Raw genomic sequence first — 22,351 nt, forward strand, 5'->3', positions numbered from 1 at the left:
CCGGTTTACATCGGGAAGCAGCGGTTCCAGCCGTCGAAGGCGACCTCGACATGATCGGGAAGAAGCGCCGACAAGCGATTGTAATCCAGATCGATGTGGAGGTTTGTCAGAACCGCCCGCCCGACATCAGCCCGTGCGATCCAGTCCAGAGCCTTGTCGACATGGGCATGGGTCGGGTGGGGCGTATAGCGAAGAGCGTCGATGATCCAGAGGTCGGCGCCGCGCACCGCCTCCAACGCCGCCTCGTCCAGATCAGACACATCGCTGGAATAGGCGACCGGACCCAGTCGATAGCCGACCGAGCGGATCGGCCCGTGCGTCTGGTCGAAGGTGACAACTGGGATCGCGCCACCCGCGCCGTCGATGCTCCAAGCATCGCCATGGGGCGGAATGCGCTGCGCCTCCAGAATGGCCGGATAGCCGTGGTGGCTCTCGAAGATGTAGTCGAACCGCTTGGTCAGGGCGTGATGGGTCGCCGGGTCCATCCAGGCCTGGATGCGTCGCCGCGCATGGATGGCGAAAACCCGCAGATCATCGATGCCGTGCGTCTGGTCGGCGTGGTCGTGGGTGTAGAGGACTGCATCAACGTGGCGGATCTCGGCGGCCAGGGCCTGTTGCCGCAGGTCGGGCGAGGTGTCGATCAGGACGCTGGTCGTCCCATTCGGGCCATGACGCCGCGCCAGCATGGAACAGCGGGTGCGTCGGTTCCTGGGCTCGCCCGGATCGCAGTCGCCCCAGTCGCCGTCGCCGCGCGGCACGCCGCCGGACGAGCCGCAACCGAGGATGACGATCTCCAGCTCGCCTGCTTTGTTCATTCGGCAGGCCGGGGAATGCGGTCGAACAGGGCGAAGAAGGCTTCGGTTGTGCGCCGGTCGGCTTCTTCGGGCGACCACCCCCGGATCTCGGCCAGCTTCTGCAGCACCAGACCGACATAGGCCGGTTCATTGCGGCGTCCGCGATGCGGGATCGGCGCCAGATAGGGGCAGTCGGTTTCGACGATGATCCGGTCCTCGGGCATCCGGCGAATGACCTCGCGCACGTCCTCCGCAGCCTTGAAGGTGGCGATGCCGGAAACGGAGAACCAGGCGCCGAGTTCCGCTGCGGTTTCAGCCAGTTCGATCCCGCTAGTGTAGCAGTGCATCAGCAGCTTGAACGGCCCCTTGGCATGTTCCTCGCGCAGGATGTCCGCCATGATCTCGTCGGCTTCGCGCGTGTGCACCACCAGCGGCAAGCCGGTGCGGCGCGCGGCGTCGACATGCTGACGAAAGACCGCCGCCTGCTCGTCGCGCGGGCTGAGGTCGTAGTGGAAGTCCAGGCCGCACTCGCCGATGCCGATGACGCGCGGGCGCTGGGCCAGGGCGACCAGTTCGTCGGCGGTCAGCTCGACATGGTCCTTGGCCTCGTGCGGGTGAGCGCCGACCGTGCACCAGATGTCGTCATTGGCCATGGCCAGGGCGTGCGTCGCCTCAAAGGTCGACAGCTTGTCCGAAATCTCGACCATCAGACGCACCCCGGCCTCGCGGGCGCGGGCGATGACTTCGTCGCGATCCTCATCAAACTGGGGGGCGTGCAGGTTGACGTGACTGTCGATGATCATCTCAGAGCCTTGGTGCGGGCGATGTCGGCCAGGGCGCCGGCCAGAACGTCGGCGCGGTCCAGGTTGATGGCCGCCGTGCGGTCCGGCAGATCGGCCAGACGGGTCCACAGTTCAGCCCAGCGCGCCCCCTGCCCGGCCGGCGCCTCCAGCGCTCGGGTCTTCACCGCCGCGATCAAACGATCCATCAGGGCCTCGAACCGCGCCTGACCTTCGGCGCCGCGAAACCCGTCGGCGACGGCCAGTTGCTCAGCGCGATCAACGGCGTCGCCCAGCACCCAGCTGCGCGCGAGGGCGTCGACTTCCTGCATGGCGCCGGACGACAGGGCCAGAGCCGCGCCCGGCGATCCGCCAGCCATGTCGGCGGCCAGTCGCGCGTCGTCGGGATCGGCGCCCGTGCGATTGCGCACCAGGCCTTCCAACTGGTCCGGGGTCCAGATCGGGAAGCTGAGGCGGCGGCAACGCGAGCGGATCGTGGCCAGCAGCCGACCCGGCGCATGGGTCACCAGCAGCAGGACGCCCCGCTCAGGCGGCTCCTCAAGAATCTTCAACAAGGCGTTGGCGGCATTGATGTTTAGGTCGTCGGCAGCGTCGATAATGGCCACACGATACTGAGCTTGGGACGGGCTCTTGGCGAAGAAGCCCGGCAGGTCGCGGGCCTGATCCACCGAAATGGTCTTCTTCTGCTTGCCGCCCTCGACCAGCCGCTCCATCACCAGCAGATCTGGATGGGACTGGGCCGAAACCAGCTGGCTGACCGGATCATAAGGCGCGGCGCCCAGCGGCCCGCGCGTCGGATCGGACGCGGCCCCCAGCAGGCGGCGCGCGGCGCGATAGGCGAAGGTCGCCTTGCCGCTGCCCTCGACCCCGCACAGCAGCCAGGCGTGGTGCAGCCGCCCCCGGTTCAGGGCGTCGAGAAAAGCTTCTTCGGCGGCGATGTCCGGGACCAGATCGAACCGGTCGCGCGGGTGTTCGCTCACAGCAGCCGCTCGGCGACGGCGCTCCGCAGGCGTTCGGAAACGGCCTCAAGCTCGCCCGTCGCGTCGATCACGACGCAGCGTTCCGGGTGGCGGCGCGCCACGCCGAGGAAGCCTTCACGGAGCTTCTGATGGAAGGCCAGCCCCTTGGACTCGAACCGGGTCTCGAACAGGCCGCGACCGAAGGCTCGCTCCAGCCCGACTTCGACCGGCAAGTCGAACACCAGGGTCAGGTCCGGTTGATCCTCGGCCACGATGGCGGCGTCCAGGGCCTCGATCAGGCTTTCCGGCGCGCCGCCGCCCGCGCCCTGATAGACGCGGCTGGAGTCAGCGAAGCGGTCGCAGACCACCCATTTGCCGGCGTCCAGAGCGGGCCGAATGGTGCGCTCCAGATGATCCGAGCGCGCGGCGTACATCAGCAGGGTCTCGGTGCGCGGCGACCAGCGCTCGGCGTCTCCGGCCACGACAATGTTGCGGATGACCTCGGCGCCCGGCGAACCGCCCGGCTCACGTGTCTGGATGACGTCGATCCCGAGCGAGCGCAGGTGCTCGACCAGCAGGCGCGCCTGCGTGGTCTTGCCGGCCCCCTCGCCGCCTTCGAATGTGATGAACTTACCGCGCTGCACCTGCGCACAATGGCGAGCCCGGCGCGTCAGGCAAGCCTTAACCGCCTGATATCAACAGGGCGTCGCCAAACCCGCGTGCGATGACCGCCTGACGGGCCTGTTCGGCCGCATTGGCATCCGGCCATGGACCGACGATCACCCGAAACAGCGACCGCCCGTCGCTGCGGATGTCTTGAACGGAGGCTCGTTCGCCCAACCGGTCAGCGATTCGTTTGGCCGCGCGACGATCCGAAAAGGCGCCGGCCTGAACCCAATAGGTCGCTGCCTCGGATACCGCAGGGATTGGCGTAGTCGGCGGACTATAGGGCGTGGACCGAGCGGCGGGGGTCGTTTCCGCGCGCTGCATCGCCATGCCGCCGCCCGTTCGCGGCGCCCGCCCGACATAGCGCACCCGCACTTCGCCGACGCCTTGCGACAGCAGCCCCAACTCCTCGGCGGCCGCCCGCGACAAATCGATGATCCGACTGTCCACGAAGGGCCCGCGATCATTAACGCGCAGGATGACCCGGCGGCCATTGGCGCGATTGGTCACCTCCACCAGACTTGGCAAAGGCAGGGTCTTATGCGCCGCCGTCAGGGCGTTCATGTCGAACCGCTCGCCGGTCGAGGTTGAGCGGCCGTGATGCTGTGATCCGTACCAGGACGCCTGCCCGACCTCGTCATAGTTCGGCTGCTCGACGGGCCGATACCAGCGACCGCGGATCTGATAGGGCCGCATGGTGCCGGACACGATCGGCGCGGGATCGGTCACGACCGGCGGACGCAGCGGGGCGTCCCGTCCGCCCCCGAAACTGGCGCAAGCGGCCAGTGTGGAAAAGGCGGCGGCGACCACTGCGCTCTTCAGCATTTTCGCCAACATGGCTGTACGCACTCCTGCTCACTCGAAGTGATCATCGCCCAGGAGGTTTCCGGTTTGGTTAATGAGAGGTTTGGGCTATGCGTCCCTAAGTCGCGGCGTCGCCTTAGCGCCCGCGCCTTGTTCTTGAAGCGAGCGCCTTGAAACCCTCCCTCTATCAGACCCGTTCGGGCGTCTTCGCCCTGGCGACCCTGTGCTGTATCCTTTGGGGCAGCGCCTATCCGGCGATCAAGAACGGCTATGCCCTGCTGCATATCGCGCCGAGCGACATCGCCAGTCAGATGCTGTTCGCGGGCTGGCGCTTCGCCTTGGCGGGTCTGATCCTGCTGCTGGTCGCCGCGGCGATGAAGAAGCCGCTCCTGGGGCTGAGCGCTCGGCAGATGGGCCAGGTGGCTTTGCTGGGCCTGACCCAGACCGCAATCCAATATGTCTTCTTCTATATCGGCCTGGCCCACGCCAGCGGCGTGAAGTCGTCGATCATGAACGCCACCGGCGTGTTCTTCAGCGTGGTTCTGGCCCACTTCATCTATGCGAATGATCGGCTCAGCACGCGCAAGGCGCTGGGCTGCCTGATCGGGTTCATGGGCGTGGTGGTGGTCAACCTCGGCGGCGGCGCCCTGGGTTTCGACTTCAGCCTGCTGGGCGAAGGCTTCGTCATCATCGCCGCCTTCGTCCTGGCGGCGGCCTCCATCTACGGCAAGCGCCTCTCGGCCGACATGGATCCCATGGTCATGACCGGTTGGCAGCTCTCTGTCGGCGGCGTGATCCTGATCGCGATTGGCATGGTTGGCGGGGGTCAGATGGAGGGGCTGGATCTCCGCTCCGGCGGCCTGCTGCTCTATATGGCCTTGCTCTCCTCGGTAGCCTTCTCCGTCTGGAGTCTGCTGCTGAAGCATAATCCCGTGGGCATGATCGCGGCCTTCAACTTCCTCATCCCGGTCTTCGGGGTCGCGCTGTCGGCCATCTTCCTGGGCGAATCCCTGCTGCGCTGGAGCTATCTCGCGGCCTTGGCTCTGGTCTGTGCGGGGATCTGGCTCGTGACGCGGCCATCGGCTCCTGGCAAGGCCTGATGCCCAGGCTCGACTCGCCTGCGCTTTATGCTTGGGCGATGGCGAACTTGCCGCTATGCACGCCTCCGCGCGTTGTCTCGACTCGCGCCAAATGAGGAAGTGTGGCCGAGTGGTTTAAGGCACTGGTCTTGAAAACCAGCGACGGTGAGAGCCGTCCGTGGGTTCGAATCCCACCGCTTCCGCCACTGCCGCCCTTACGTTCTGCCGGCGAGATACGGCGCTTGGGGATCGCATGGTCCGCCGAGGCCTAGAGGAATCCTGCAAGTTTCCGCAGACCCGCGTTCAGCCGGGGTTCATGGCGCGGACGTCAGATTGGTGCTCAAGCCGCCAGTCTTGGCGTGCGAGGAAGAAGACCATGAAACGTTCCCTGATGGTGTTCACGGCCATCGCCAGCTTCGCCCTGCCCGCGCTCGCCCCCGTCGCGACACTGGCCCAGGAGCGGCAGGTTCAGGCTGAAGATTCGCCGCGCGCCCAGCGTCGTGCCGAGCGTCCCCTGTCCCGGTCGGACAATCCGCGCCCCGAACGTCCTCAGCGGTCCGGAGAGGAAGGTCGCACCGGCGGTCAGGCGCGCCCGGACAGGCCCAATCGTCCGGATCGCCCGAGCGATCAGGGAAGACCTGATGCGCGCCCGGACCGCCCGAACCGCCCCGACCGAACCAACGGTCAATGGCCGAACCGTCCGGATCAAAGGGGTTCCGATCGTCCTGGAAGGCCGGATCGCCCAAACCGACCGGATCGTCCCGAACAACCCAACCGCCCCGACCGTCCGGATTGGAACCGACCTGATCGCCCTGGCTCGCAACAGCCGGGTCGTCCCAACCGCCCGGACTGGAACAGGCCGGATCGGCCCAACCGTCCCGATCAGCCCAATCGCCCTAACAGGCCCGACCGGCCGAACTGGAACAACGATCGTGACTACCGCGACTTCCACAATCGCTGGAACCGCGACCAGTGGCGGCGCGACTGGGATCGTCGTCACCGCAGCGACTGGTGGCGTCATGACAACCGCTTCCGGGGCTGGAACGGCGTGCGGCTCGGCTTCTATTTCGCGCCGGGCTACGGCTATTACAGCGTGCCGCGCTCCTACTGGAACCGGCAGTACTACGTCGGCCAGTACCTGCCGGACGTCTTCTGGCGTTATCAGGTCAACGACTGGCGGACCTACGGCCTCGGCTACCCGCCTCCGGGGACCCGCTGGGTCTATGTCGACAACTCGATCTACCTGATCGACGAGTACGATGGCTACATCATCGAAGTCGTCCGCGACGCTTGGAACTGGTAGTCCACGCCAAAACAAGAGGCCCCGGAGAGCGATCTCCGGGGCCTTTTCTTAGAGCATCTGACTTTTAATCAGAGGGTCTTACAGACCCAGCTTGGCCTTCAGGATGTCGTTGACCGCGGCGGGGTTGGCCTTGCCGCCCGTGGCCTTCATGACCTGACCAACGAACCAGCCGAGGGCCTGCGGCTTCTCGGCCACGGCTGCGGCCTTGCCCGGGTTGGCGGCGATGATGTCATCGACGGCCTTCTCGATAGCGCCGGTGTCGGTCACCTGCTTCAGGCCGTGTTTCTCGACCACCTCGGCGGGCGAGCCTTCGCCGTTCCAGACGTAGTCGAAAACCTCCTTGGCGATCTTGGACGAGATGACGTTGGTTTCGATCAACTCGACCAACTGCGCGACGTGCGCCGCCGGCAGCGGGTTCTCGCTGAAGTCCTTGCCGTCCGCAGCCAGACGCGCCGAGACCTCGTTGGTGACCCAGTTGGACACCAGCTTGGCGTCGCGGCCCTTCGCAGCGGCCTCGAAATAGTCGGCCTTGGCCTGTTCCGAGATCAGCACCACGGCGTCGTATTGCGACAGCCCGTAGTCGGCCATCAGACGGCGGCGTTTCTCGTCCGGCAGCTCCGGCAGGTTGGCCTTGATCTCGTCGATCCAGGCCTGCTCGATTTCCAGCGGCAGCAGGTCGGGGTCGGGGAAGTAGCGATAATCCATCGCCTCTTCCTTGGAGCGCATCGACCGCGTTTCGCCCGCCGTCGGATCATACAGGCGGGTTTCCTGAACGATCGAACCGCCATCTTCGAGGATCTCGATCTGGCGACGCGCTTCGTAGTTGATGGCCTGGCTGATGAAGCGGAACGAGTTGACGTTCTTGATCTCGCAGCGCGTGCCTAGGAAACCGAAGTCGCCGGTTTCCTTGAACTTGTCGTAGTTGCCGACGCGGCAGACCGAGACGTTGACGTCGGCGCGCAGGTTGCCCTTCTCCATGTCGCCGTCGCAGGTGCCGAGATAGATCAGGATGGTGCGGATCTTCTTGACGTAGGCGACCGCCTGTTCCGGCGAACGGATGTCGGGGCGCGAGACGATCTCCATCAGCGCCGTGCCGGCCCGGTTCAGGTCGACGTAGGATTCCGTTGGCGACAGGTCGTGGATCAGCTTGCCCGCGTCCTGCTCCAGGTGCAGGCGCTCGATGCCGACGTTGAAGAAGCTGCCGTCCTCGGCCTCCACCTCGACCACGCCCTCGCCCACGATCGGGTGATACAGCTGGCTAATCTGATAGCCGGTCGGCAGGTCGGGATAGAAGTAGTTCTTGCGGTCGAACTGGCTCTTCAGATTGATCTGCGCCTTCAGGCCCAGACCCGACTTCACCGCCTGCTCGACGCAGTGCTTGTTCAGCGTCGGCAGCATGCCGGGGAAGCCAGCGTCGACCAGCGACACCTGCTCGTTCGGACCCGCGCCAAAGCCGACGGCGGCGCCCGAGAACAGCTTGGCCTTCGACGCCACCTGGGCGTGGATTTCCAGCCCCATGACGATTTCCCAGTCGCCGGTGCGACCTTTGATCAGAGTTTTGTTCTCAGACATGCTCACCACCACTTGGCCGGTTTGGCGACGAAACCGGCGGAGTCTTCCAGTGCGGCTGCGACCTGGAAGACGGTCGCCTCATCAAGGGCCTTGCCGATGACCTGAAGGCCCAGCGGCAGACCATCGCTGCTCAAACCCGCAGGCACCGAGATGCCCGGCAGGCCGGCCAGGTTGGTCGTCACCGTGAAGACGTCGTTCAAATACATGGTCAGCGGGTCGATCTGCTTGTCGCCCAGCTTGAACGCCGCCGTCGGGGTCGACGGGGTCAGGATGGCGTCCACCTTGCCCCAGACGTTGTCGAAGTCCTCGGCGATGCGGCGACGCACCTTCAGCGCCTTGACGTAGTAGGCGTCATAGAAACCGGCCGACAGCACATAGGTGCCGATGGTCAGGCGGCGCTGAACCTCCTTGCCGAAGCCCTCGGCGCGCGAGGCGGCGTAGAGGTCGTCCAGCGACGAGAAGTCTTCGGCGCGATGGCCGAAGCGCATGCCGTCATAGCGGGCCAGGTTCGACGAGGCCTCGGCCGGGGCCACGATGTAGTAGGCCGGCAGGGCGTATTTGGTGTGCGGCAGGCTGATCTCGACGATCTCGCAGCCGGCGGCCTTGAGCCAGGCCACGCCCTGTTCCCACAGCGCCTTGATCTCTTCGGACATGCCGTCGATCAGGTATTCTGCGGGGACGCCGACGCGCAGGCCCTTGACCGACTGGCCGACCGACTGGGTCCAGTCGGGGGTCGGGATGTCCAGGCTGGTCGAGTCCTTGGCGTCGAACGAGCACATGGACTTCAGCAGGATGGCGGCGTCGGTCACCGTCTTGGTGATCGGGCCGGCCTGATCCAGCGAGGAGGCGAAGGCCACCATGCCGAAACGGCTGGCGCGGCCATAGGTGGGCTTGATGCCGACCGTGCCGGTGAAGGCGGCAGGCTGGCGGATCGAGCCGCCGGTATCCGAAGCCGTCGCGGCCAGACACAGGTCAGAGGCCACAGCCGAGGCCGAACCGCCCGACGAGCCGCCCGGCGTCAGCTCGGCGTCCGAACCCTTGGCCTTCCACGGGTTCTTCACCGGACCAAAAGCCGAGGTCTCGTTGGCCGAGCCCATGGCGAACTCGTCCATATTGAGCTTGCCCAGCATGACCGCGCCTTCGCGCCACAGATTGGCGGTGACGGTGGACTCATAAGGCGGCACGAAGCCGCGCAGCATGTTCGAGCCGGCGGTCGTCTGCACGCCCTCGGTGCAGAACAGGTCCTTGATGCCCAGCGGCGCGCCTTCCAGATCGCCGCCCTCGCCCTTGGCCAGCTTGGCGTCAGACGCGCGCGCCTGTTCCAGCGCCTTGTCCGCCGTCACTTCGACATAGGCGTTCAGGCTCGGGTTCGAGGCCTCGATGTTGGTCAGGAAGGCGCGGGTCAGTTCTTCCGACGAGAAGGTCTTGGCCTTCAGGCCGTCGACGGCGTCTTTGAGGGTAAGCTTGGTCAGATCGCTCATGTCTTAATCCACGACCTTGGGCACGACGAAGAAGCCATCCGCCGACTTCGGGGCGTTCGACAGGACAGCATCCACCTTGGCGCCGTCGGTGACGACGTCTTCACGCAGACGCAGGGGCTGGGCGACGTTGGAGGTCATGGGCTCGACACCCTGCACATCAACCTCGTTCAGCTGCTCGATCCAGTTCAGGATGCCGTTCAGCTCCTGGGCAAGCGGCTCCAGGCGGTCCTCGGGGGTCTTGATGCGGGCGAGGTGGGCGACACGCCTCACCGTCGCGGCGTCGATAGCCATGGAAATCTCCGAAATTCATCCAGTCGGGGCGCAAGGGAGTCGCCCAGACTGACTCCTGTCGTGGGTTAACCGCCCGATGCGGCTTCGACAAGCGTTCCGCATTGCAATATGGGACGTGCGTGCCCGTATTCGACCTTACAGACCTGCCCGCCGCCTGCCCGCCTGACACCGCCTGGCTAGGGCTGGATCTGGGCGAGAACACCATCGGCGTGGCCGTGTCCGACACCAGCCGCATGATCGCCAGCCCGCTGCAGCTGATCCGCAAGACGAAATTCACCCAGGACGCCGAGCAGCTGATCAAGCTGATGAACGGCCGTAACGTCTCGGCTCTGATCATTGGCCTGCCGCTGAACATGGACGGCACCGAGGGCCCTCGCGCCCAGTCCTGCCGCGCCTTCGCCCGCAATCTGGAGCGCATTCGCCCGGTCAACGTCGCCTTCCAGGACGAGCGCCTGTCGACCACGGCGGTTGAACGCTTCCTGATCGACGAGCTGGACCTGACGCGCAAGCGCCGCGCCGACGTGGTGGATCGCACCGCCGCCGCCTGGATTCTGCAGGGCGCGCTGGACCGTCTGCGCGCCTGACCTTCCCCTCGCGAAGAGTCGGGCTTATAGCGGCGTCTCGATGACCCATGCCGCTTCCGTCACCGAAACCATCGAGGAACGGCTGTCGCCCTTCCCCCGCGATCACTTCCTCGCCGCCGGCGATCTGAACCCGCCCGCCGCCCTGGCGCTGCTGGATCTCGCCGACGCCTTCGTCGACTTCAATCGACAGTCGGCCAAGGGCATCGATCTGATGCGCGGCCAGACGGTCGTGAACCTCTTCTTCGAGAACTCGACCCGCACCAGCTCGTCGTTCGAGATCGCCGCCAAGCGTCTGGGCGCCGACGTCGTCACCATGCCGGTCTCGGCCTCTTCGGTGGCCAAGGGCGAGACCCTGATCGACACGGCGGTGACGCTGAACGCGATGAAGCCCGAAATCCTGGTGGTCCGCCATTCATCCTCGGGCGCCGTGGACCTGCTGTCGCAAAAGGTCGGCTGCGCCGTCGTCAACGCCGGCGACGGTCGTCATGAACACCCGACGCAAGCCCTGCTGGACCTGCTGAGCCTGCGCCGCGCCTTCGGCGACGTCGGCGGGCTGACGGTGGCCATCTGCGGTGACATCGCCCATAGCCGCGTGGCCCGCTCGAACGTCGCCCTGCTGTCCATGATGGGCGCGCGGGTGCGCCTGATCGGTCCGCCGACGCTGGTGCCCGGCGACGCCGACCGCTGGGGCTGCGAGGTCTTCCACGACATGAAGGAAGGTCTGGCCGGCTGCGACGTGGTCATGATGCTGCGCCTTCAACTGGAACGCATGACCGGCGCCCTGATCCCCTCGACCCGCGAGTATTTCCGCTTCTGGGGTCTGGACCGCGAGAAACTGGCCTGGGCCGCGCCCAACGCCAGGGTCATGCACCCCGGCCCTATGAACCGGGGCGTCGAGATCGACTCCGACGTGGCCGACGACCTCAGCGTCTCCCTTATTCAGGATCAGGTCGAGATGGGCGTCGCCGCTCGCATGGCCGTTCTGGCCGCCCTCGCCCACCGCCGCGCGGGAGCCGCCGCATGACCGCTCCCAATACGCTCGCGATCGTCAACGCCCGTCTGCTGGACCCGGCGACCGACTATGACGGCCCCGGCGCGGTCCTGATCCAGGACGGCCGCATCGTCGAGGTCGTCCACGGCCAGGCGACCCAGCGTCCTGAAGGGGTGACCGTCATCGACGCCCAGGGCCGCTGCCTCGCGCCCGGCCTGATCGACATTCGCGTCAAGACCGGCGAACCGGGCAATGAGCCCAAGGAAACCCTGAAGTCGGCCAGCCTGTCGGCGGCGGCGGGCGGCGTCACCACCATCGTGGTCCAGCCCGACACCGATCCCGCCATCGACGACCCCGCCCTGATCGACCACATCCAGCGACGCGGCGCGGCCCTCGACCTGGTCAACGTCCGCGCGGCGGGCGCGGCCACGCAAGGCCGCGACGGCCAGCGCATGGCCGAGATCGGCCTGATGCATGAAGCGGGCGCCCTCTATTTCACCGACGGCGACCGGGTCATCGTCAACACCCGCACCCTGCAAAGGGTGATGAGCTACGCCGCCGCCTTCAATGCCCTGATCGCCTGCCGTCCGGCTGAGCCCTGGCTGTCCGAAGGCGCGGTGGCGACCTCGGGGGAACTGGCGACCCGTCTGGGCCTTTCCGGCGCCCCCTCCATAGCCGAGCGCATCCAGCTGGAACGCGACCTGGCCCTGGTCGAACAGACCGGCACGCGTTTTCTGGTCGACCAGATTTCGACCGAAGGCGCGCTGCAGACCCTGGCCCGCGCCCGCGCTCGGGGCCTTGAAGTCTCGGCCTCGGTGTCGATCAACCACCTCTGCTTCAACGAGATCGACATCGGCGACTACCGGACCTTCTACCGGCTGGATCCGCCGCTGCGCGCTGAGAGCGATCGTCAGGCTCTGGTCGAGGCCGTGCGCGACGGCCTGATCGACGCCATCACATCGGCCCATGCGCCCGAGCCCGCCGAGAACAAACGCCGCCCCTTCGCCGAGGCCGCGCCCGGCGCCGTGGGTCTGGAGACCCTGCTGCCCGCCGCCCTGATATTGCATCACGAGCATGGGCTGGACTTGCTGGACGTGCTGCGTCCGCTGACCCAGGGCCCCGCCGGTCTGCTGGGTCTGGACGCCGGTGTGCTGGCCCAGGGCGCGCCTGCCGATCTGGTCCTGTTCGACGCGGGTGCTCCGGTTGTGGTCGATGCGGCCACGCTTCGCTCCAAATCGAAGAATTCGCCCTTCGACGGCCGCCGCCTGCAAGGGAAGGTCTTGCTCACGGTCGTCGGGGGACGCATCGTCCACGACGCACGCTAAACGGGAGCGAATCACTTTGCAGGATCTGGCGGGGCCGGCGCTCCTTACGCTCGGGCTTGTAGCTATCGGCGGATACCTGCTCGGTTCAATTCCGTTCGGGGTCATCCTGACCCGCGCTGCGGGCGCAGGCGACGTGCGCAATATCGGTTCGGGCAATATCGGCGCGACCAACGTCCTGCGGACCGGCCGCAAGGACCTGGCCATCGCCACCCTGATCCTCGACGCCGGCAAGGGCGCGGTCGCCCTGCTGATCGCCCGCTATCTGTTCGGTGAAGTCGCCGGCGCCATCGCTGGCGGCGCGGCCTTCATGGGCCATCTCTTTCCGGTCTGGCTGGGCTTCAAGGGCGGCAAGGGGGTCGCGACCTTCTTCGGCCTGATCCTGGCCGCCTGCTGGCCTCTGGGCCTGATGGCGGCGGCGACCTGGCTGATCACAGCCTTCGCTCTGCGCTATTCCTCGCTGGCGGCCCTGGTCGCGGCGGCGCTGACGCCGCTCTACGCTCTGTTGCCCCTGTCGATTCTCGGCCTGCCCGCCCCCGCGCCCATCCTGATCCTGGCGATCTTCACCGCCGTGCTCATCTATATCCGCCACCATGAGAACATCGCCCGGCTGCTGAAAGGCGCCGAGCCCAAGATCGGGGCCAAGAAGGCTTGACCCTCCTGTCCGACGCCGAGCGTTTCGCCCGGCTTCGGCTGGCCCGCACCGACCGCGTCGGCCCCGTGGCCTTTTCCCAACTGCTGCAGAGGTTCGGTTCCGCCGTCCGCGCGGTCGAGGCCCTGCCGGACCTGGTGCGGCGCAGCGGCCGCGACGGCTACGCCCTGCCCGCCGTCGATCGCGTCGAGGCCGAACTGGCGGCCGGTGACCGTGCCGGCGCGCGACTGATCCTGTTGGGCGACGCCGACTATCCTGACATGCTGGCTGCGGTCGATCCGCCCCCGCCCCTGTTGTGGACGCGCGGCGACGTCGCCCTGTTGTCCCGCCCCTGCATCGGGATCGTCGGCGCCCGCATCGCCTCGGCGGGCGGCCAGCGCATCGCGCGCGGCCTGTCACAGCAACTGGGCGAAGCCGGCCATGTCGTCGTGTCGGGTCTGGCGCGCGGCATCGACGCGGCGGCGCATCTGGGCGCCCTGCCGACCGGCACGGTAGCGGTCCTCGGCGGCGGCGTGGACGACATCTACCCGTCCGAGAACGCCGACCTTTATCGCCAGATCGTCGAACGGGGCTGCATCGTCTCGGAAAGCCCCGTCGGCGCCCGCGCCCAGGCCCGCGACTTTCCCCGCCGCAACCGCATCATCTCGGGCCTGTCGCGCGGGGTGATCGTGGTCGAGGCTGAAATCCGCTCTGGCTCGCTGATCACCGCCCGCCTCGCCAATGAACAGGGACGCGACGTCTTCGCCGTTCCGGGATCGCCGCTGGACCCGCGCTCCAAAGGCCCAAACGAACTGCTGCGTCAGGGCGCCATCCTCTGCGAGGGGCTGGAGGATGTCGAACGCGCCTTCACCACCCTGCGGACCCTGCGCGAGCCCCCAGCCGATTCGCTCTTCGACGGCGCGCCGGACGTTCTGAACGACGCCCTGATCGAACAGGTCGCCGCCCTTCTGTCCCCTACGCCGACCCCGCGCGATGAACTGGCGCGGGCGCTGAACCTGCCGATCGGACTTGTCGCCGCCGCTCTGTTGGAATTGAACCTGGCCGGTCGAGCAACGCTTCTACCCAGCGGGCTAGCCTCCAACTGATCGAGCTACTTGCTCGGGCCGGACGCCATGGTCGATGCGGCTTCCAGCGCGCCGGCCAAGGCCTCATCGCCGTCCCATCGGGCCATTCTGGCCAGTTCCCGCGCCATGGAGGTGACGTATTCCCGCACGGGATAGTCGGCGAGGTCGGGCGTCGGACCCATGGTCCTCGAAGCATCTTGCTGCAGCGGCACCCCAACGCCTTGGCTCGACATCGTCTCGCTCCCGATTGTAGACAAAGGCAATACACAACTTTGAGTAGACGAACAAGCCGCGTTGAACGCCTTCAGGTAGTTCCTGAAATCCATGCGATTGACTTCCCTCGCGACGCCAACCACGTTCGCGCCCCGATTTCCCCGATAGAGCGCCATGAATCTCGTCATCGTCGAGAGCCCCGCCAAGGCCAAGACCATCAATAAATACCTGGGCTCCGGCTACGAGGTACTGGCTTCCTACGGCCATATCCGCGACCTGCCGTCCAAGGACGGCTCCGTCCTGCCTGACGAAGATTTCGCCATGCAGTGGGAGGTCGACGCCAAGGCGTCCAAGCGCCTGTCCGAGATCGCCGAGGCCGCCAAGCGCGCCGACCGCGTCATCCTCGCGACCGACCCCGACCGTGAGGGCGAGGCGATCAGCTGGCACGTTCTGGAGGTCCTGAACAAGAAGAAGGCGCTGAAGGACACCGAGGTCCAGCGCGTCACCTTCAACGCCATCACCAAGTCCGCCGTGCTGGAGGCCATGGCCAATCCGCGTCAGCTGGATATGGAGCTGGTCGAGGCTTATCTGGCCCGCCGCGCGCTGGATTATCTGGTGGGCTTCAATCTGTCGCCCGTCCTGTGGCGCAAACTGCCGGGCGCCCGTTCGGCCGGTCGAGTGCAGTCGGTAGCCCTGCGCATCGTCGTCGATCGCGAAATGGAGATCGAAAAGTTCAAGGCTCAGGAATACTGGTCGGTCGAGGCCGATCTGGTCGCCGACAGCCCGCCCTTCACCACGCGCCTGGTCAAGCACGCGGGCAAGCGCATCCAGCGCCTCGACATCCCGACCGAGGAAATGGCCTTCGCCGCCCGCGACGCCATCAAGGCCGGCGACTTCACCATCAAGTCGGTCGAGAAGAAGCCGGCCAAACGTTCGCCCGCCCCGCCCTTCACCACCTCGACCCTGCAGCAGGAGGCCGCGCGCAAGCTGGGCTTCACCGCCCAGCGCACCATGCAGGCGGCGCAGAAGCTGTATGAGGGTGTCGACGACACCGGCGGCCTGATCACCTACATGCGTACCGACGGCCTCTATGTGACGCCGGAGGGCATAGCCCAGGCGCGCGAGGTCATCAGCGACCGATTCGGCCCCGCCTATGTCCCGGCCGAACCGCGCTACTACAAGACCAAGGCCAAAAACGCCCAGGAAGCGCACGAAGCCATCCGGCCGACCAATATCGCGCGCCACCCGGACTCCCTGCGCCTCGAAGGCGACCTGCAGCGCCTCTATGAACTGATCTGGAAGCGAATGGTCGCCTCGCAGATGGAGAGCGCGCGTCTGGACCGCACCACGGTCGAGATCGAGACGCCCGACGGCCAGACCGGCCTGCGCGCCACCGGCCAGGTCGTGGTCTTCGACGGCTTCATCGCCGCCTACGAAGAGGGCCGCGACGAGAAACAGAAGGGGGCCGAGGACGACGAGGACGAAGGCGGTCGCCTGCCCGCGCTGAAGGAAGGCGCCAAGGCTAAGGTTGAAGCCGTCCGCACCGACCAGCATTTCACCGAGCCGCCGCCGCGCTTCTCGGAAGCCACCCTGGTCAAGAAGCTGGAAGAGCTGGGCATCGGCCGTCCCTCGACCTACGCCTCGATCCTGACCACCCTGCGCGACCGCGAATACGTCCGCATGGACAAGAATCGCTTCTATCCCGAGGACAAGGGCCGGCTGGTCACGGCCTTCCTGGAACAGTTCTTCAGCCGCTGGGTGGAGTACGACTTCACCGCCGCGCTGGAGACCCAACTGGACGAGGTGTCGGCGGGCGAACTGGACTGGAAGGCGCTGCTGCGCAGCTTCTGGACCGACTTCCACGCCGCCACGCAAGCCGCCGGCGAACTGCGCACTACGGCCATCCTCGACCATCTGAACGACGCCCTGGGCGCCCACATCTTCCCGGACAAGGGCGATGGCACGGACCCGCGCGAATGCCCCCTGTGCCATCAGGGCCAGCTCAGCCTGAAGACCAGCCGCTTCGGCGCCTTCATCGGCTGCTCGCGCTATCCCGACTGCAAATACACCCGCCCGGTGGCCTCGCCTGACGGGGCCGAAGGCGGCGCGGACGGCGGCGACCGCGAACTGGGCGTCGACCCGGCGACCGGCCAGCCGGTGCAGTTGAAGATCGGTCGTTTCGGCCCCTATGTCGAAACCACGCCGCCGGGCGAGGAAAAGCCGAAGCGCTCGTCCCTGCCCAAGGGCTGGAGCCCCGCGTCCCTGACGCTGGATCAGGCCCTGCGCCTGCTGGCCCTGCCGCGTGAAGTCGGTCCCCACCCTGAGGACGGCAAGATGATCACGGCGGGTCTGGGGCGTTACGGCCCGTTCGTCCTGCACGCCGGCACCTACGCTAATGTGTCTGACATCGATGAGGTGTTCGAGGTCGGGATCAACCGCGCCGTCGCCCTGCTGGCTGAAAAGCGCGCCGGTCGTCCTGGTCGCGGCTCAGCCACGGCTCCGCTCAAGGAACTGGGCGCTCACCCGGACGATGAAGCTCCCGTTCAGGTCATGGCCGGCCGCTTCGGGCCTTACGTCAAATGGGGCAAGGTCAACGCCACGCTGCCCAAGGGCATGGCACCCGAAGACGTGACGCTGGAAGCCGCCCTGCCTCTGCTGGCCGCCAAGGCCGGCGCGGCGCCGAAGAAGGCTGCGGCCAAGAAGCCCACCGCGAAGAAGGCCCCAGCCAAGGCTGCTGCCGAGAAGAAGCCTGCAGCGGCGAAGAAACCAGCGGCCAAGAAGCCGGCCGCGAAGAAGGCCGCCCCCAAGAAGACGGCTGCGGCTGAGTAATCGTCCTGACCTCCCGGTCCGCCCAGCGGATCGGGAGTGTCTAGCGACCGGCGACCAGTTCGTTGCGAACCCTGCGGCCCAGCGGATCACGTCCGGGCCAGGTCTGACCCACAGACGCCTCGACCATGGCCGTACAAAATCGCGACAGCAGCATCCGCGGTCGGATGCCGTTCAGGCAAACTCGTTCGCCTTCGACAGCCCAGCGCGCGGTCAGGCGCCGACCGTCGGAAAACACGGCCCGGTAGCTGCCGTCGCGGTCAAACCAGTGCTTTACCCAACTTCCATCCGGATAGTGGGAGATCACGGTGTTTCCAAAAGCTGATTCCATCTCCGCCTTAGCCGGCAGCGCTGTCGCGCAGCAAGCGGCCACGGCGAACGCAAGCGTTTTCATACGCATACGACAGAGCCTCCCTTCCCCTTGGCGACATTACAGGGCTGTAAGACTTTGCCAACCGCCCGGTTCCCGAACGGAAATACTTGACTGAGGCGTAGGGGTTTCCATATACCGCCGCAGGCTCGGAATTGGACTGGCGATGCGCGCCGCCCACTCGCCCACGAGGGGCGGTTCCGTAAGTCGAAGACGTTACGACGTTTCCTCCGTCCTCAAGGTTTCATGACAGAATTCACCAAGCTGGGCCTCTCGGCCACGACCCTGCAAGCGGTCGCTGATACGGGCTACACCGAAGCGACCCCAATTCAGGCCTCCGCCATCCCGGTGGCCCTGGCCGGCCGAGACGTCCTGGGCATCGCCCAGACCGGCACCGGCAAGACTGCCGCCTTCACCCTGCCGATGATCGACCGCCTCGGCTCGGGCCGCGCACGCGCCCGTATGCCGCGCGCCCTGGTCCTGGCCCCGACCCGCGAACTGGCCGACCAGGTGGCCGAGAACTTCGCCAAATACGCCAAGGGCACCAAGCTGAGCTGGGCCCTGCTGATCGGCGGCGTGTCCATGGGCGACCAGGTCGCCCTGCTGAACAAGGGCGTCGATGTCCTGATCGCGACGCCGGGCCGTCTGCTGGACCTGTTCGAACGCGGCAAGATCCTGCTGACCGGTGTCGAGATGATGGTCATCGACGAAGCCGACCGCATGCTCGACATGGGCTTCATCCCCGACATCGAGCGCATCTTCAAGCTGACCCCGCCCAGGCGCCAGACCCTGTTCTTCTCGGCCACCATGCCGCCCGAGATCACGCGCCTGACCACGCAGTTCCTCAAGGATCCGACCCGGATCGAGGCCTCGCGTCCGGCCATGACCGCCGATACCATCACCCAGTATCTGGTCCGCATCCCGACAAGCGACCCCAAGGCCAAGCGCACCGCGCTGCGCGCCCTGATCGAACGGTCAGAGGTCAAGAACGGCATCGTCTTCTGCAACCGCAAATCGGAAGTCGATATCGTCGCCAAGTCGCTGAAGACCCACGGCTTCGATGCCGCGCCGATCCACGGCGACCTGGATCAGTCGCTGCGGATGAAGACTCTGGCCGATTTCCGCGCTGGCGACCTGAAGATCCTGGTGGCCTCGGACGTCGCCGCGCGCGGTCTGGACATCCCGGACGTCAGCCACGTCTTCAACTACGACGTCTCGCACCATGCCGACGACTATGTGCACCGTATCGGCCGCACCGGCCGCGCCGGTCGCAAGGGCGAAGCCTTCATGATCGTCACGCCCTCCGATGACAAGTCGTTGGACAAGGTGCTGAAGCTCATCAAGAAAGCCCCGGAAGAGATGTCGCTGGACGACATCGACTTCGCCTCTATCAAGGACCGCCCGCGCAGCGACGACTCCAAGGGCCGTGGCCGTGGCCGCAGTGACCGCCCGTGCCCGATCCCCAAGAGCGACAACGTCGCGTCGATGGAGCCCATCGCCCGCGCCGCTCCCAAGGCAGAGGAAACCCTCGAGGAAGCCCCCCGCCGTTCGCGCAGCCGCCGCTCCGCCAAGCCCGTCACGACGTCGGAAGCTGCGGACGCCGTCGTCGACACGACAGCGCAAGCGACGCCTGCAACCAAGCCCGCCTCTCAACGCCGCGATCGCGCTCCTGAATCGCGCGAACCGCGTAAGTCCGAGCAGGCGAAGGAACAGCCGCTTCGCGCCGCCAGCGGCGGTTTCGGCGACGACATCCCTGCATTCCTGCGTCGTCCGGTGGTGTTTCAGGATTAAAGCAGAGGCATTCAGGCCTGCGGTTTAACTGGTCATTACGGATCAGCGTTCTAGTGTCCGCCAACTAAGAATTGGGGCGCGAGAATCAGAATGACGGCGCAGGTCGAAACCGCCCTTCGGGGACCGGAGGCATATGAGCTGGCGCACCGCATCGTCGACGCCATGCAACAGGCCTCCGTCTGGCCGACGCCGCTGAATTTCGAGCTCTGGCTGCACTATGTCAGCGACCCCGAAGGTCCATTGGGCCGCGAACTCGACCGCCTTCTGGCCGGTGACGCGCCATTCACCGACGCGACGGCTGAAATGCTGGCTGCGGAATTCCTTCCGCGCGGCCGCCTCTCCGAGGAAATCCGCGATGTCGGGGCTGTCCTGAACCGCGAGCTCGCTGCGGTGGCCGAGGCCATCGACAACGCCCGCAAGACCCAGACTGCCTACGGCGAGACGCTCAGTTCTGCGTCGGCGAAGATGCAGGACGCGGGCGGAGCGACAGATCTCTCCGCCATCGTCAGCACCCTTTCCAGCGCGACGCGCAAGGTCCAACGCCACACCTCCGCGCTTGAGAAGCGGCTGGAATCGTCGAACCGCGAAGTGGTTCGTTTGCGCGAACACCTTGAGCAGGTCCGTCGCGACGCCATGACCGACGCCCTGACCAATCTGGCCAACCGCAAGACGTTCGATGAACAGTTGGCGCGCCTCTGCGATGAGGCCGAGGCCGAAGGCAAGGGCTTGACGCTGGCGATCGTCGATATCGACCACTTCAAGCGCTTCAACGACACCTGGGGTCACCAGACCGGCGATCAGGTGCTGCGTTACGTCGCCAGTGTCCTGGGTCGGATCGCACGCAATCCTCGTATCGCCGCCCGATACGGTGGCGAGGAGTTCGCGGTCATCTTCCCCGGCGAGACGCCCGGCGCCGTGGAAGCCGCCCTCAACGCGGTTCGCGAAGAAATCGGTTCGCGTTCTTTGCGCCGCCGATCAACCAACGACGACCTCGGCGCCGTGACCATCTCCGTCGGTTTCGCCGAGCGTGGTTCCGGCGAGACGGCTCTGGGCCTGCTTGAGCGCGCCGATGCCGCGCTCTACGCCTCCAAGCGCGGCGGTCGGAACTGCGTCACCAATGCCGAGCTCATGGAGAAGGCCGCCGCTTAAACGGTTGCCGAACCGCCCCGGGTCCGTGTCATATCGACCGGATGAGAAGCTTCACCTTCAATCTCGCCTATTGGGCCCTCTCGATCGGCTATGGTCTGACCGCAGCCTTCGCAGCCTTGGCGCCAGGTCGACGTGCGACCACCTGGGTCATCCGCCGCTATGTGCGTCGCATGGTGCAGGCCATGGCCCTGTTCGCCGGCATTCACCTGAAGGTGCGCGGCAAGGAGCGTCTGCCGCAAGGCGCCTTCATCATCGCCTCCAAGCACCAGAGCTGGGGTGACGGCTTCGCCACCTATGATCAGTTCGACGACCTGGCCTTCGTCACCGGCGACCATCTCGAGAAATTCCCGCTGCTGGGTAAGGTGCTGAGGAAGCTCGGGGCCATCGTCGTCAATAGCTGCGGCGGCCACACCGCCCGCGCCGCGCTCAAGGAACGCGCCGCCGACGCCCATCGTGAAGGCCGCAAGATCCTGATCTATCCTGAAGGCCATCTGGCCAAGGTCGGCGAGAAGTATCGCTACCGTTCGGGTGTCTGGCACATGTATCGCGACTTCGACATGCCCGTCGTGCCGCTGGCGACCAACCTCGGCCTGTTCTGGCCCCAGGAAGAAGCGCGCAAGACACCGGGTACCGCCACGCTGGAATTCCTCGCGCCCATTCCGACCGGCCTGCCCAAGGATGAGTTCCTGGCCCGGCTGGAAGCGGCGATTGAAGGCAAGACGGCCGAACTGATCGCCGAGGCCACCGGCCAGCCGATCACCGCGGCGGTTCAGGTCGCCACGCCCAGCGAAGCCGCCAAGCTCGCAGCGCCTGCGGCGGCCTAAGCCGCCGGGATCACCGCCCCGTCATACTTCTTGGCGATGAAGTCCTTGACCGCCTGGCTGCGCAGGGCGGTCGCCAAGGCCTGAACGCGCGGGTCGTTCTGGTTGTCCGGGCGCGCCACCAGATAGTTCACATAGGGGCTGTCGGCCCCTTCCAGCGACAGGGCGTCGGTCTTGGGCTTTAGGCCAGCGTCCAGGGCGTAGTTGGTGTTGATCACCGCCGCATCGACCTGGGGCAGGATGCGCGGGATGGTGGCGGCCTCGACCTCCTGGAACTTCAGTCCCTTGGAGTTGGTCGCGATGTCACGAACGGTCTGCAGCGGATTGGTCGGATCGCGCAGGGTGATCAGGCCGGCGCCCTGCAACAGCAGCAGCGAGCGCCCGGTGTTCGAGGCGTCGTTCGGCAGCACCACCTGCGCCCCATTCGGGATCGCCGCCAGCGTCGTGTGCTTCTTGGAATAGATGCCCAGAGGCTCGACGTGGACGCCGACCACAGTGACCAGATCAGCGCCGCGCGCGATGTTGAACTCGTCCAGATAGGGCTTGGTCTGGAAGTAGTTCACATCCAACCGCTTTTCAGACAGTTGCACGTTCGGCTGAACGTAGTCGTTGAAGACCTTGATCTCGATCGGCACGCCCTCAGCGGCCAGAATCGGCTTCACGACCTGCAAGATCTCAGCGTGCGGCACGGCGGTGGCGCCGACCAGCAGGGGCGCGCCCTCGCCTCCCGCCTTGTCTTCCCCGCCCTGCCCGCACGCGGCGAGCATCAGGACGGCGGCGGCGGACAGCAGAAGCGAACGACGGATCATGGCGGGCCTT

General features: G+C 66.3%; 22 protein-coding genes and 1 tRNA gene. 12 read left to right on the plus strand and 11 right to left on the minus strand.

Features of this window, described 5'->3' with window-relative positions:
- Window positions 1-5 precede the first annotated feature (5 nt).
- The 5 genes from ACI2KI_RS02215 to ACI2KI_RS02235 are packed head-to-tail and all read right to left on the minus strand — an operon-like array spanning window position 6 to window position 4,056.
- Window positions 6-815 carry an MBL fold metallo-hydrolase gene (locus ACI2KI_RS02215; RefSeq protein WP_404617365.1) on the minus strand — a complete coding sequence of 270 codons (810 nt, stop codon included), beginning with the start codon at window positions 813-815 and terminating at the stop codon, window positions 6-8.
- Window positions 812-1,597 carry a TatD family hydrolase gene (locus tag ACI2KI_RS02220; RefSeq protein WP_404617367.1) on the minus strand — a complete coding sequence of 262 codons (786 nt, stop codon included), beginning with the start codon at window positions 1,595-1,597 and terminating at the stop codon, window positions 812-814. The genes ACI2KI_RS02215 and ACI2KI_RS02220 overlap by 4 nt, the downstream gene beginning before the upstream one ends.
- On the minus strand, window positions 1,594-2,574 hold the full coding sequence (locus ACI2KI_RS02225) for a DNA polymerase III subunit delta' (protein ID WP_404617369.1): 981 nt from the start codon (window positions 2,572-2,574) through the stop codon (window positions 1,594-1,596). Before ACI2KI_RS02225 ends, ACI2KI_RS02220 begins: the two co-directional genes overlap by 4 nt.
- Window positions 2,571-3,197, minus strand: coding sequence for a dTMP kinase (gene tmk / locus ACI2KI_RS02230; RefSeq protein ID WP_292082789.1), 627 nt, complete (start codon window positions 3,195-3,197; stop codon window positions 2,571-2,573). Before tmk ends, ACI2KI_RS02225 begins: the two co-directional genes overlap by 4 nt.
- Window positions 3,198-3,234: 37 nt before the next feature.
- Entirely contained in the window at window positions 3,235-4,056 is an 822-nt protein-coding gene (locus ACI2KI_RS02235) for a septal ring lytic transglycosylase RlpA family protein (protein ID WP_404617371.1), read from the minus strand.
- A gap of 137 nt (window positions 4,057-4,193) precedes the next feature.
- Here ACI2KI_RS02235 and ACI2KI_RS02240 point away from each other — a divergent pair, with 137 nt between their 5' ends.
- From ACI2KI_RS02240 to ACI2KI_RS02250, 3 genes are all read left to right on the plus strand, one after another.
- On the plus strand, window positions 4,194-5,123 hold the full coding sequence (locus ACI2KI_RS02240) for a DMT family transporter (protein WP_404617373.1): 930 nt from the start codon (window positions 4,194-4,196) through the stop codon (window positions 5,121-5,123).
- Window positions 5,124-5,218: 95 nt separating this feature from the next.
- Window positions 5,219-5,308 (plus strand) — tRNA-Ser (locus ACI2KI_RS02245).
- A gap of 170 nt (window positions 5,309-5,478) precedes the next feature.
- On the plus strand, window positions 5,479-6,405 hold the full coding sequence (locus tag ACI2KI_RS02250; protein ID WP_404617375.1) for an RcnB family protein: 927 nt from the start codon (window positions 5,479-5,481) through the stop codon (window positions 6,403-6,405).
- 78 nt (window positions 6,406-6,483) lie between these two features.
- Here ACI2KI_RS02250 and gatB read toward each other — a convergent pair whose 3' ends face one another.
- The 3 genes from gatB to gatC are packed head-to-tail and all read right to left on the minus strand — an operon-like array spanning window position 6,484 to window position 9,749.
- Window positions 6,484-7,977, minus strand: coding sequence for an Asp-tRNA(Asn)/Glu-tRNA(Gln) amidotransferase subunit GatB (gatB, locus tag ACI2KI_RS02255; RefSeq protein ID WP_404617377.1), 1,494 nt, complete (start codon window positions 7,975-7,977; stop codon window positions 6,484-6,486).
- A 2-nt stretch (window positions 7,978-7,979) separates the two neighbouring features.
- A complete protein-coding gene (gene gatA / locus ACI2KI_RS02260) occupies window positions 7,980-9,458 on the minus strand; it encodes an Asp-tRNA(Asn)/Glu-tRNA(Gln) amidotransferase subunit GatA (RefSeq protein WP_404617379.1) in 1,479 nt (492 codons plus the stop codon).
- 3 nt (window positions 9,459-9,461) lie between these two features.
- On the minus strand, window positions 9,462-9,749 hold the full coding sequence (gene gatC / locus ACI2KI_RS02265; RefSeq protein WP_207827071.1) for an Asp-tRNA(Asn)/Glu-tRNA(Gln) amidotransferase subunit GatC: 288 nt from the start codon (window positions 9,747-9,749) through the stop codon (window positions 9,462-9,464).
- A gap of 119 nt (window positions 9,750-9,868) precedes the next feature.
- Between gatC and ruvX the strand changes: the two genes are divergently transcribed.
- Genes ruvX through dprA form a run of 5 tightly spaced genes read left to right on the plus strand, consistent with a single transcriptional unit; the run spans window position 9,869 to window position 14,383 of the window.
- The gene (ruvX, locus tag ACI2KI_RS02270; RefSeq protein WP_296173176.1) at window positions 9,869-10,333 is read left to right on the plus strand and encodes a Holliday junction resolvase RuvX; all 465 of its coding nucleotides are present in this window, start codon (window positions 9,869-9,871) and stop codon (window positions 10,331-10,333) included.
- A gap of 40 nt (window positions 10,334-10,373) precedes the next feature.
- Window positions 10,374-11,357, plus strand: coding sequence for an aspartate carbamoyltransferase catalytic subunit (locus ACI2KI_RS02275; protein WP_404617382.1), 984 nt, complete (start codon window positions 10,374-10,376; stop codon window positions 11,355-11,357).
- Window positions 11,354-12,649, plus strand: a complete 1,296-nt coding sequence (gene pyrC / locus ACI2KI_RS02280; RefSeq protein ID WP_404617384.1) for a dihydroorotase — start codon at window positions 11,354-11,356, stop codon at window positions 12,647-12,649. The genes ACI2KI_RS02275 and pyrC overlap by 4 nt, the downstream gene beginning before the upstream one ends.
- A gap of 16 nt (window positions 12,650-12,665) precedes the next feature.
- Window positions 12,666-13,301, plus strand: a complete 636-nt coding sequence (gene plsY / locus ACI2KI_RS02285) for a glycerol-3-phosphate 1-O-acyltransferase PlsY (RefSeq protein ID WP_404617386.1) — start codon at window positions 12,666-12,668, stop codon at window positions 13,299-13,301.
- The gene (dprA, locus tag ACI2KI_RS02290; RefSeq protein WP_404617388.1) at window positions 13,298-14,383 is read left to right on the plus strand and encodes a DNA-processing protein DprA; all 1,086 of its coding nucleotides are present in this window, start codon (window positions 13,298-13,300) and stop codon (window positions 14,381-14,383) included. Before plsY ends, dprA begins: the two co-directional genes overlap by 4 nt.
- Window positions 14,384-14,388: 5 nt before the next feature.
- Here the strand turns inward: dprA and ACI2KI_RS02295 are convergent, their stop codons facing one another.
- The gene (locus ACI2KI_RS02295) at window positions 14,389-14,751 is read right to left on the minus strand and encodes a hypothetical protein (RefSeq protein WP_404617390.1); all 363 of its coding nucleotides are present in this window, start codon (window positions 14,749-14,751) and stop codon (window positions 14,389-14,391) included.
- Between ACI2KI_RS02295 and topA the strand changes: the two genes are divergently transcribed.
- Window positions 14,750-17,404 (plus strand): type I DNA topoisomerase, encoded by a 2,655-nt coding sequence (topA, locus tag ACI2KI_RS02300; protein WP_404617392.1) that lies wholly within the window; start codon window positions 14,750-14,752, stop codon window positions 17,402-17,404. The genes ACI2KI_RS02295 and topA overlap by 2 nt on opposite strands.
- Window positions 17,405-17,444: 40 nt before the next feature.
- On the opposite strand, the gene ACI2KI_RS02305 is transcribed toward topA, so the two are convergent.
- On the minus strand, window positions 17,445-17,708 hold the full coding sequence (locus ACI2KI_RS02305) for a hypothetical protein (protein WP_292082803.1): 264 nt from the start codon (window positions 17,706-17,708) through the stop codon (window positions 17,445-17,447).
- Window positions 17,709-18,017: 309 nt separating this feature from the next.
- Between ACI2KI_RS02305 and ACI2KI_RS02310 the strand changes: the two genes are divergently transcribed.
- From ACI2KI_RS02310 to ACI2KI_RS02320, 3 genes are all read left to right on the plus strand, one after another.
- The gene (locus ACI2KI_RS02310) at window positions 18,018-19,562 is read left to right on the plus strand and encodes a DEAD/DEAH box helicase (RefSeq protein WP_404617394.1); all 1,545 of its coding nucleotides are present in this window, start codon (window positions 18,018-18,020) and stop codon (window positions 19,560-19,562) included.
- 90 nt (window positions 19,563-19,652) lie between these two features.
- The gene (locus tag ACI2KI_RS02315) at window positions 19,653-20,711 is read left to right on the plus strand and encodes a GGDEF domain-containing protein (RefSeq protein ID WP_292082805.1); all 1,059 of its coding nucleotides are present in this window, start codon (window positions 19,653-19,655) and stop codon (window positions 20,709-20,711) included.
- Between the two features lie 41 nt (window positions 20,712-20,752).
- A complete protein-coding gene (locus ACI2KI_RS02320; protein ID WP_404617396.1) occupies window positions 20,753-21,535 on the plus strand; it encodes a lysophospholipid acyltransferase family protein in 783 nt (260 codons plus the stop codon).
- On the opposite strand, the gene ACI2KI_RS02325 is transcribed toward ACI2KI_RS02320, so the two are convergent.
- The gene (locus ACI2KI_RS02325) at window positions 21,532-22,341 is read right to left on the minus strand and encodes a MetQ/NlpA family ABC transporter substrate-binding protein (protein WP_404617398.1); all 810 of its coding nucleotides are present in this window, start codon (window positions 22,339-22,341) and stop codon (window positions 21,532-21,534) included. The genes ACI2KI_RS02320 and ACI2KI_RS02325 overlap by 4 nt on opposite strands.
- Window positions 22,342-22,351: the final 10 nt, after the last annotated feature.

The sequence above is a fragment of the Brevundimonas sp. NPDC046655 genome, assembly GCF_044901625.1.
Classification (GTDB): Bacteria; Pseudomonadota; Alphaproteobacteria; order Caulobacterales; family Caulobacteraceae; genus Brevundimonas.

Bases quoted from the DNA above. Each gene is read 5' to 3' on its own strand.
- gatB (WP_404617377.1), bottom strand. From the start codon at position 7,977: ATGTCTGAGAACAAAACTCTGATCAAAGGTCGCACCGGCGACTGGGAA.
- ACI2KI_RS02295 (WP_404617390.1), bottom strand. From the start codon at position 14,751: ATGGCGCTCTATCGGGGAAATCGGGGCGCGAACGTGGTTGGCGTCGCG.
- ACI2KI_RS02325 (WP_404617398.1), bottom strand. From the start codon at position 22,341: ATGATCCGTCGTTCGCTTCTGCTGTCCGCCGCCGCCGTCCTGATGCTC.
- ACI2KI_RS02310 (WP_404617394.1), top strand. From the start codon at position 18,018: ATGACAGAATTCACCAAGCTGGGCCTCTCGGCCACGACCCTGCAAGCG.
- gatA (WP_404617379.1), bottom strand. From the start codon at position 9,458: ATGAGCGATCTGACCAAGCTTACCCTCAAAGACGCCGTCGACGGCCTG.
- ACI2KI_RS02235 (WP_404617371.1), bottom strand. From the start codon at position 4,056: ATGTTGGCGAAAATGCTGAAGAGCGCAGTGGTCGCCGCCGCCTTTTCC.
- ACI2KI_RS02215 (WP_404617365.1), bottom strand. From the start codon at position 815: ATGAACAAAGCAGGCGAGCTGGAGATCGTCATCCTCGGTTGCGGCTCG.
- ACI2KI_RS02250 (WP_404617375.1), top strand. From the start codon at position 5,479: ATGAAACGTTCCCTGATGGTGTTCACGGCCATCGCCAGCTTCGCCCTG.
- ACI2KI_RS02220 (WP_404617367.1), bottom strand. From the start codon at position 1,597: ATGATCATCGACAGTCACGTCAACCTGCACGCCCCCCAGTTTGATGAG.
- gatC (WP_207827071.1), bottom strand. From the start codon at position 9,749: ATGGCTATCGACGCCGCGACGGTGAGGCGTGTCGCCCACCTCGCCCGC.
- ACI2KI_RS02275 (WP_404617382.1), top strand. From the start codon at position 10,374: ATGACCCATGCCGCTTCCGTCACCGAAACCATCGAGGAACGGCTGTCG.
- ACI2KI_RS02315 (WP_292082805.1), top strand. From the start codon at position 19,653: ATGACGGCGCAGGTCGAAACCGCCCTTCGGGGACCGGAGGCATATGAG.
- pyrC (WP_404617384.1), top strand. From the start codon at position 11,354: ATGACCGCTCCCAATACGCTCGCGATCGTCAACGCCCGTCTGCTGGAC.
- topA (WP_404617392.1), top strand. From the start codon at position 14,750: ATGAATCTCGTCATCGTCGAGAGCCCCGCCAAGGCCAAGACCATCAAT.
- ACI2KI_RS02320 (WP_404617396.1), top strand. From the start codon at position 20,753: ATGAGAAGCTTCACCTTCAATCTCGCCTATTGGGCCCTCTCGATCGGC.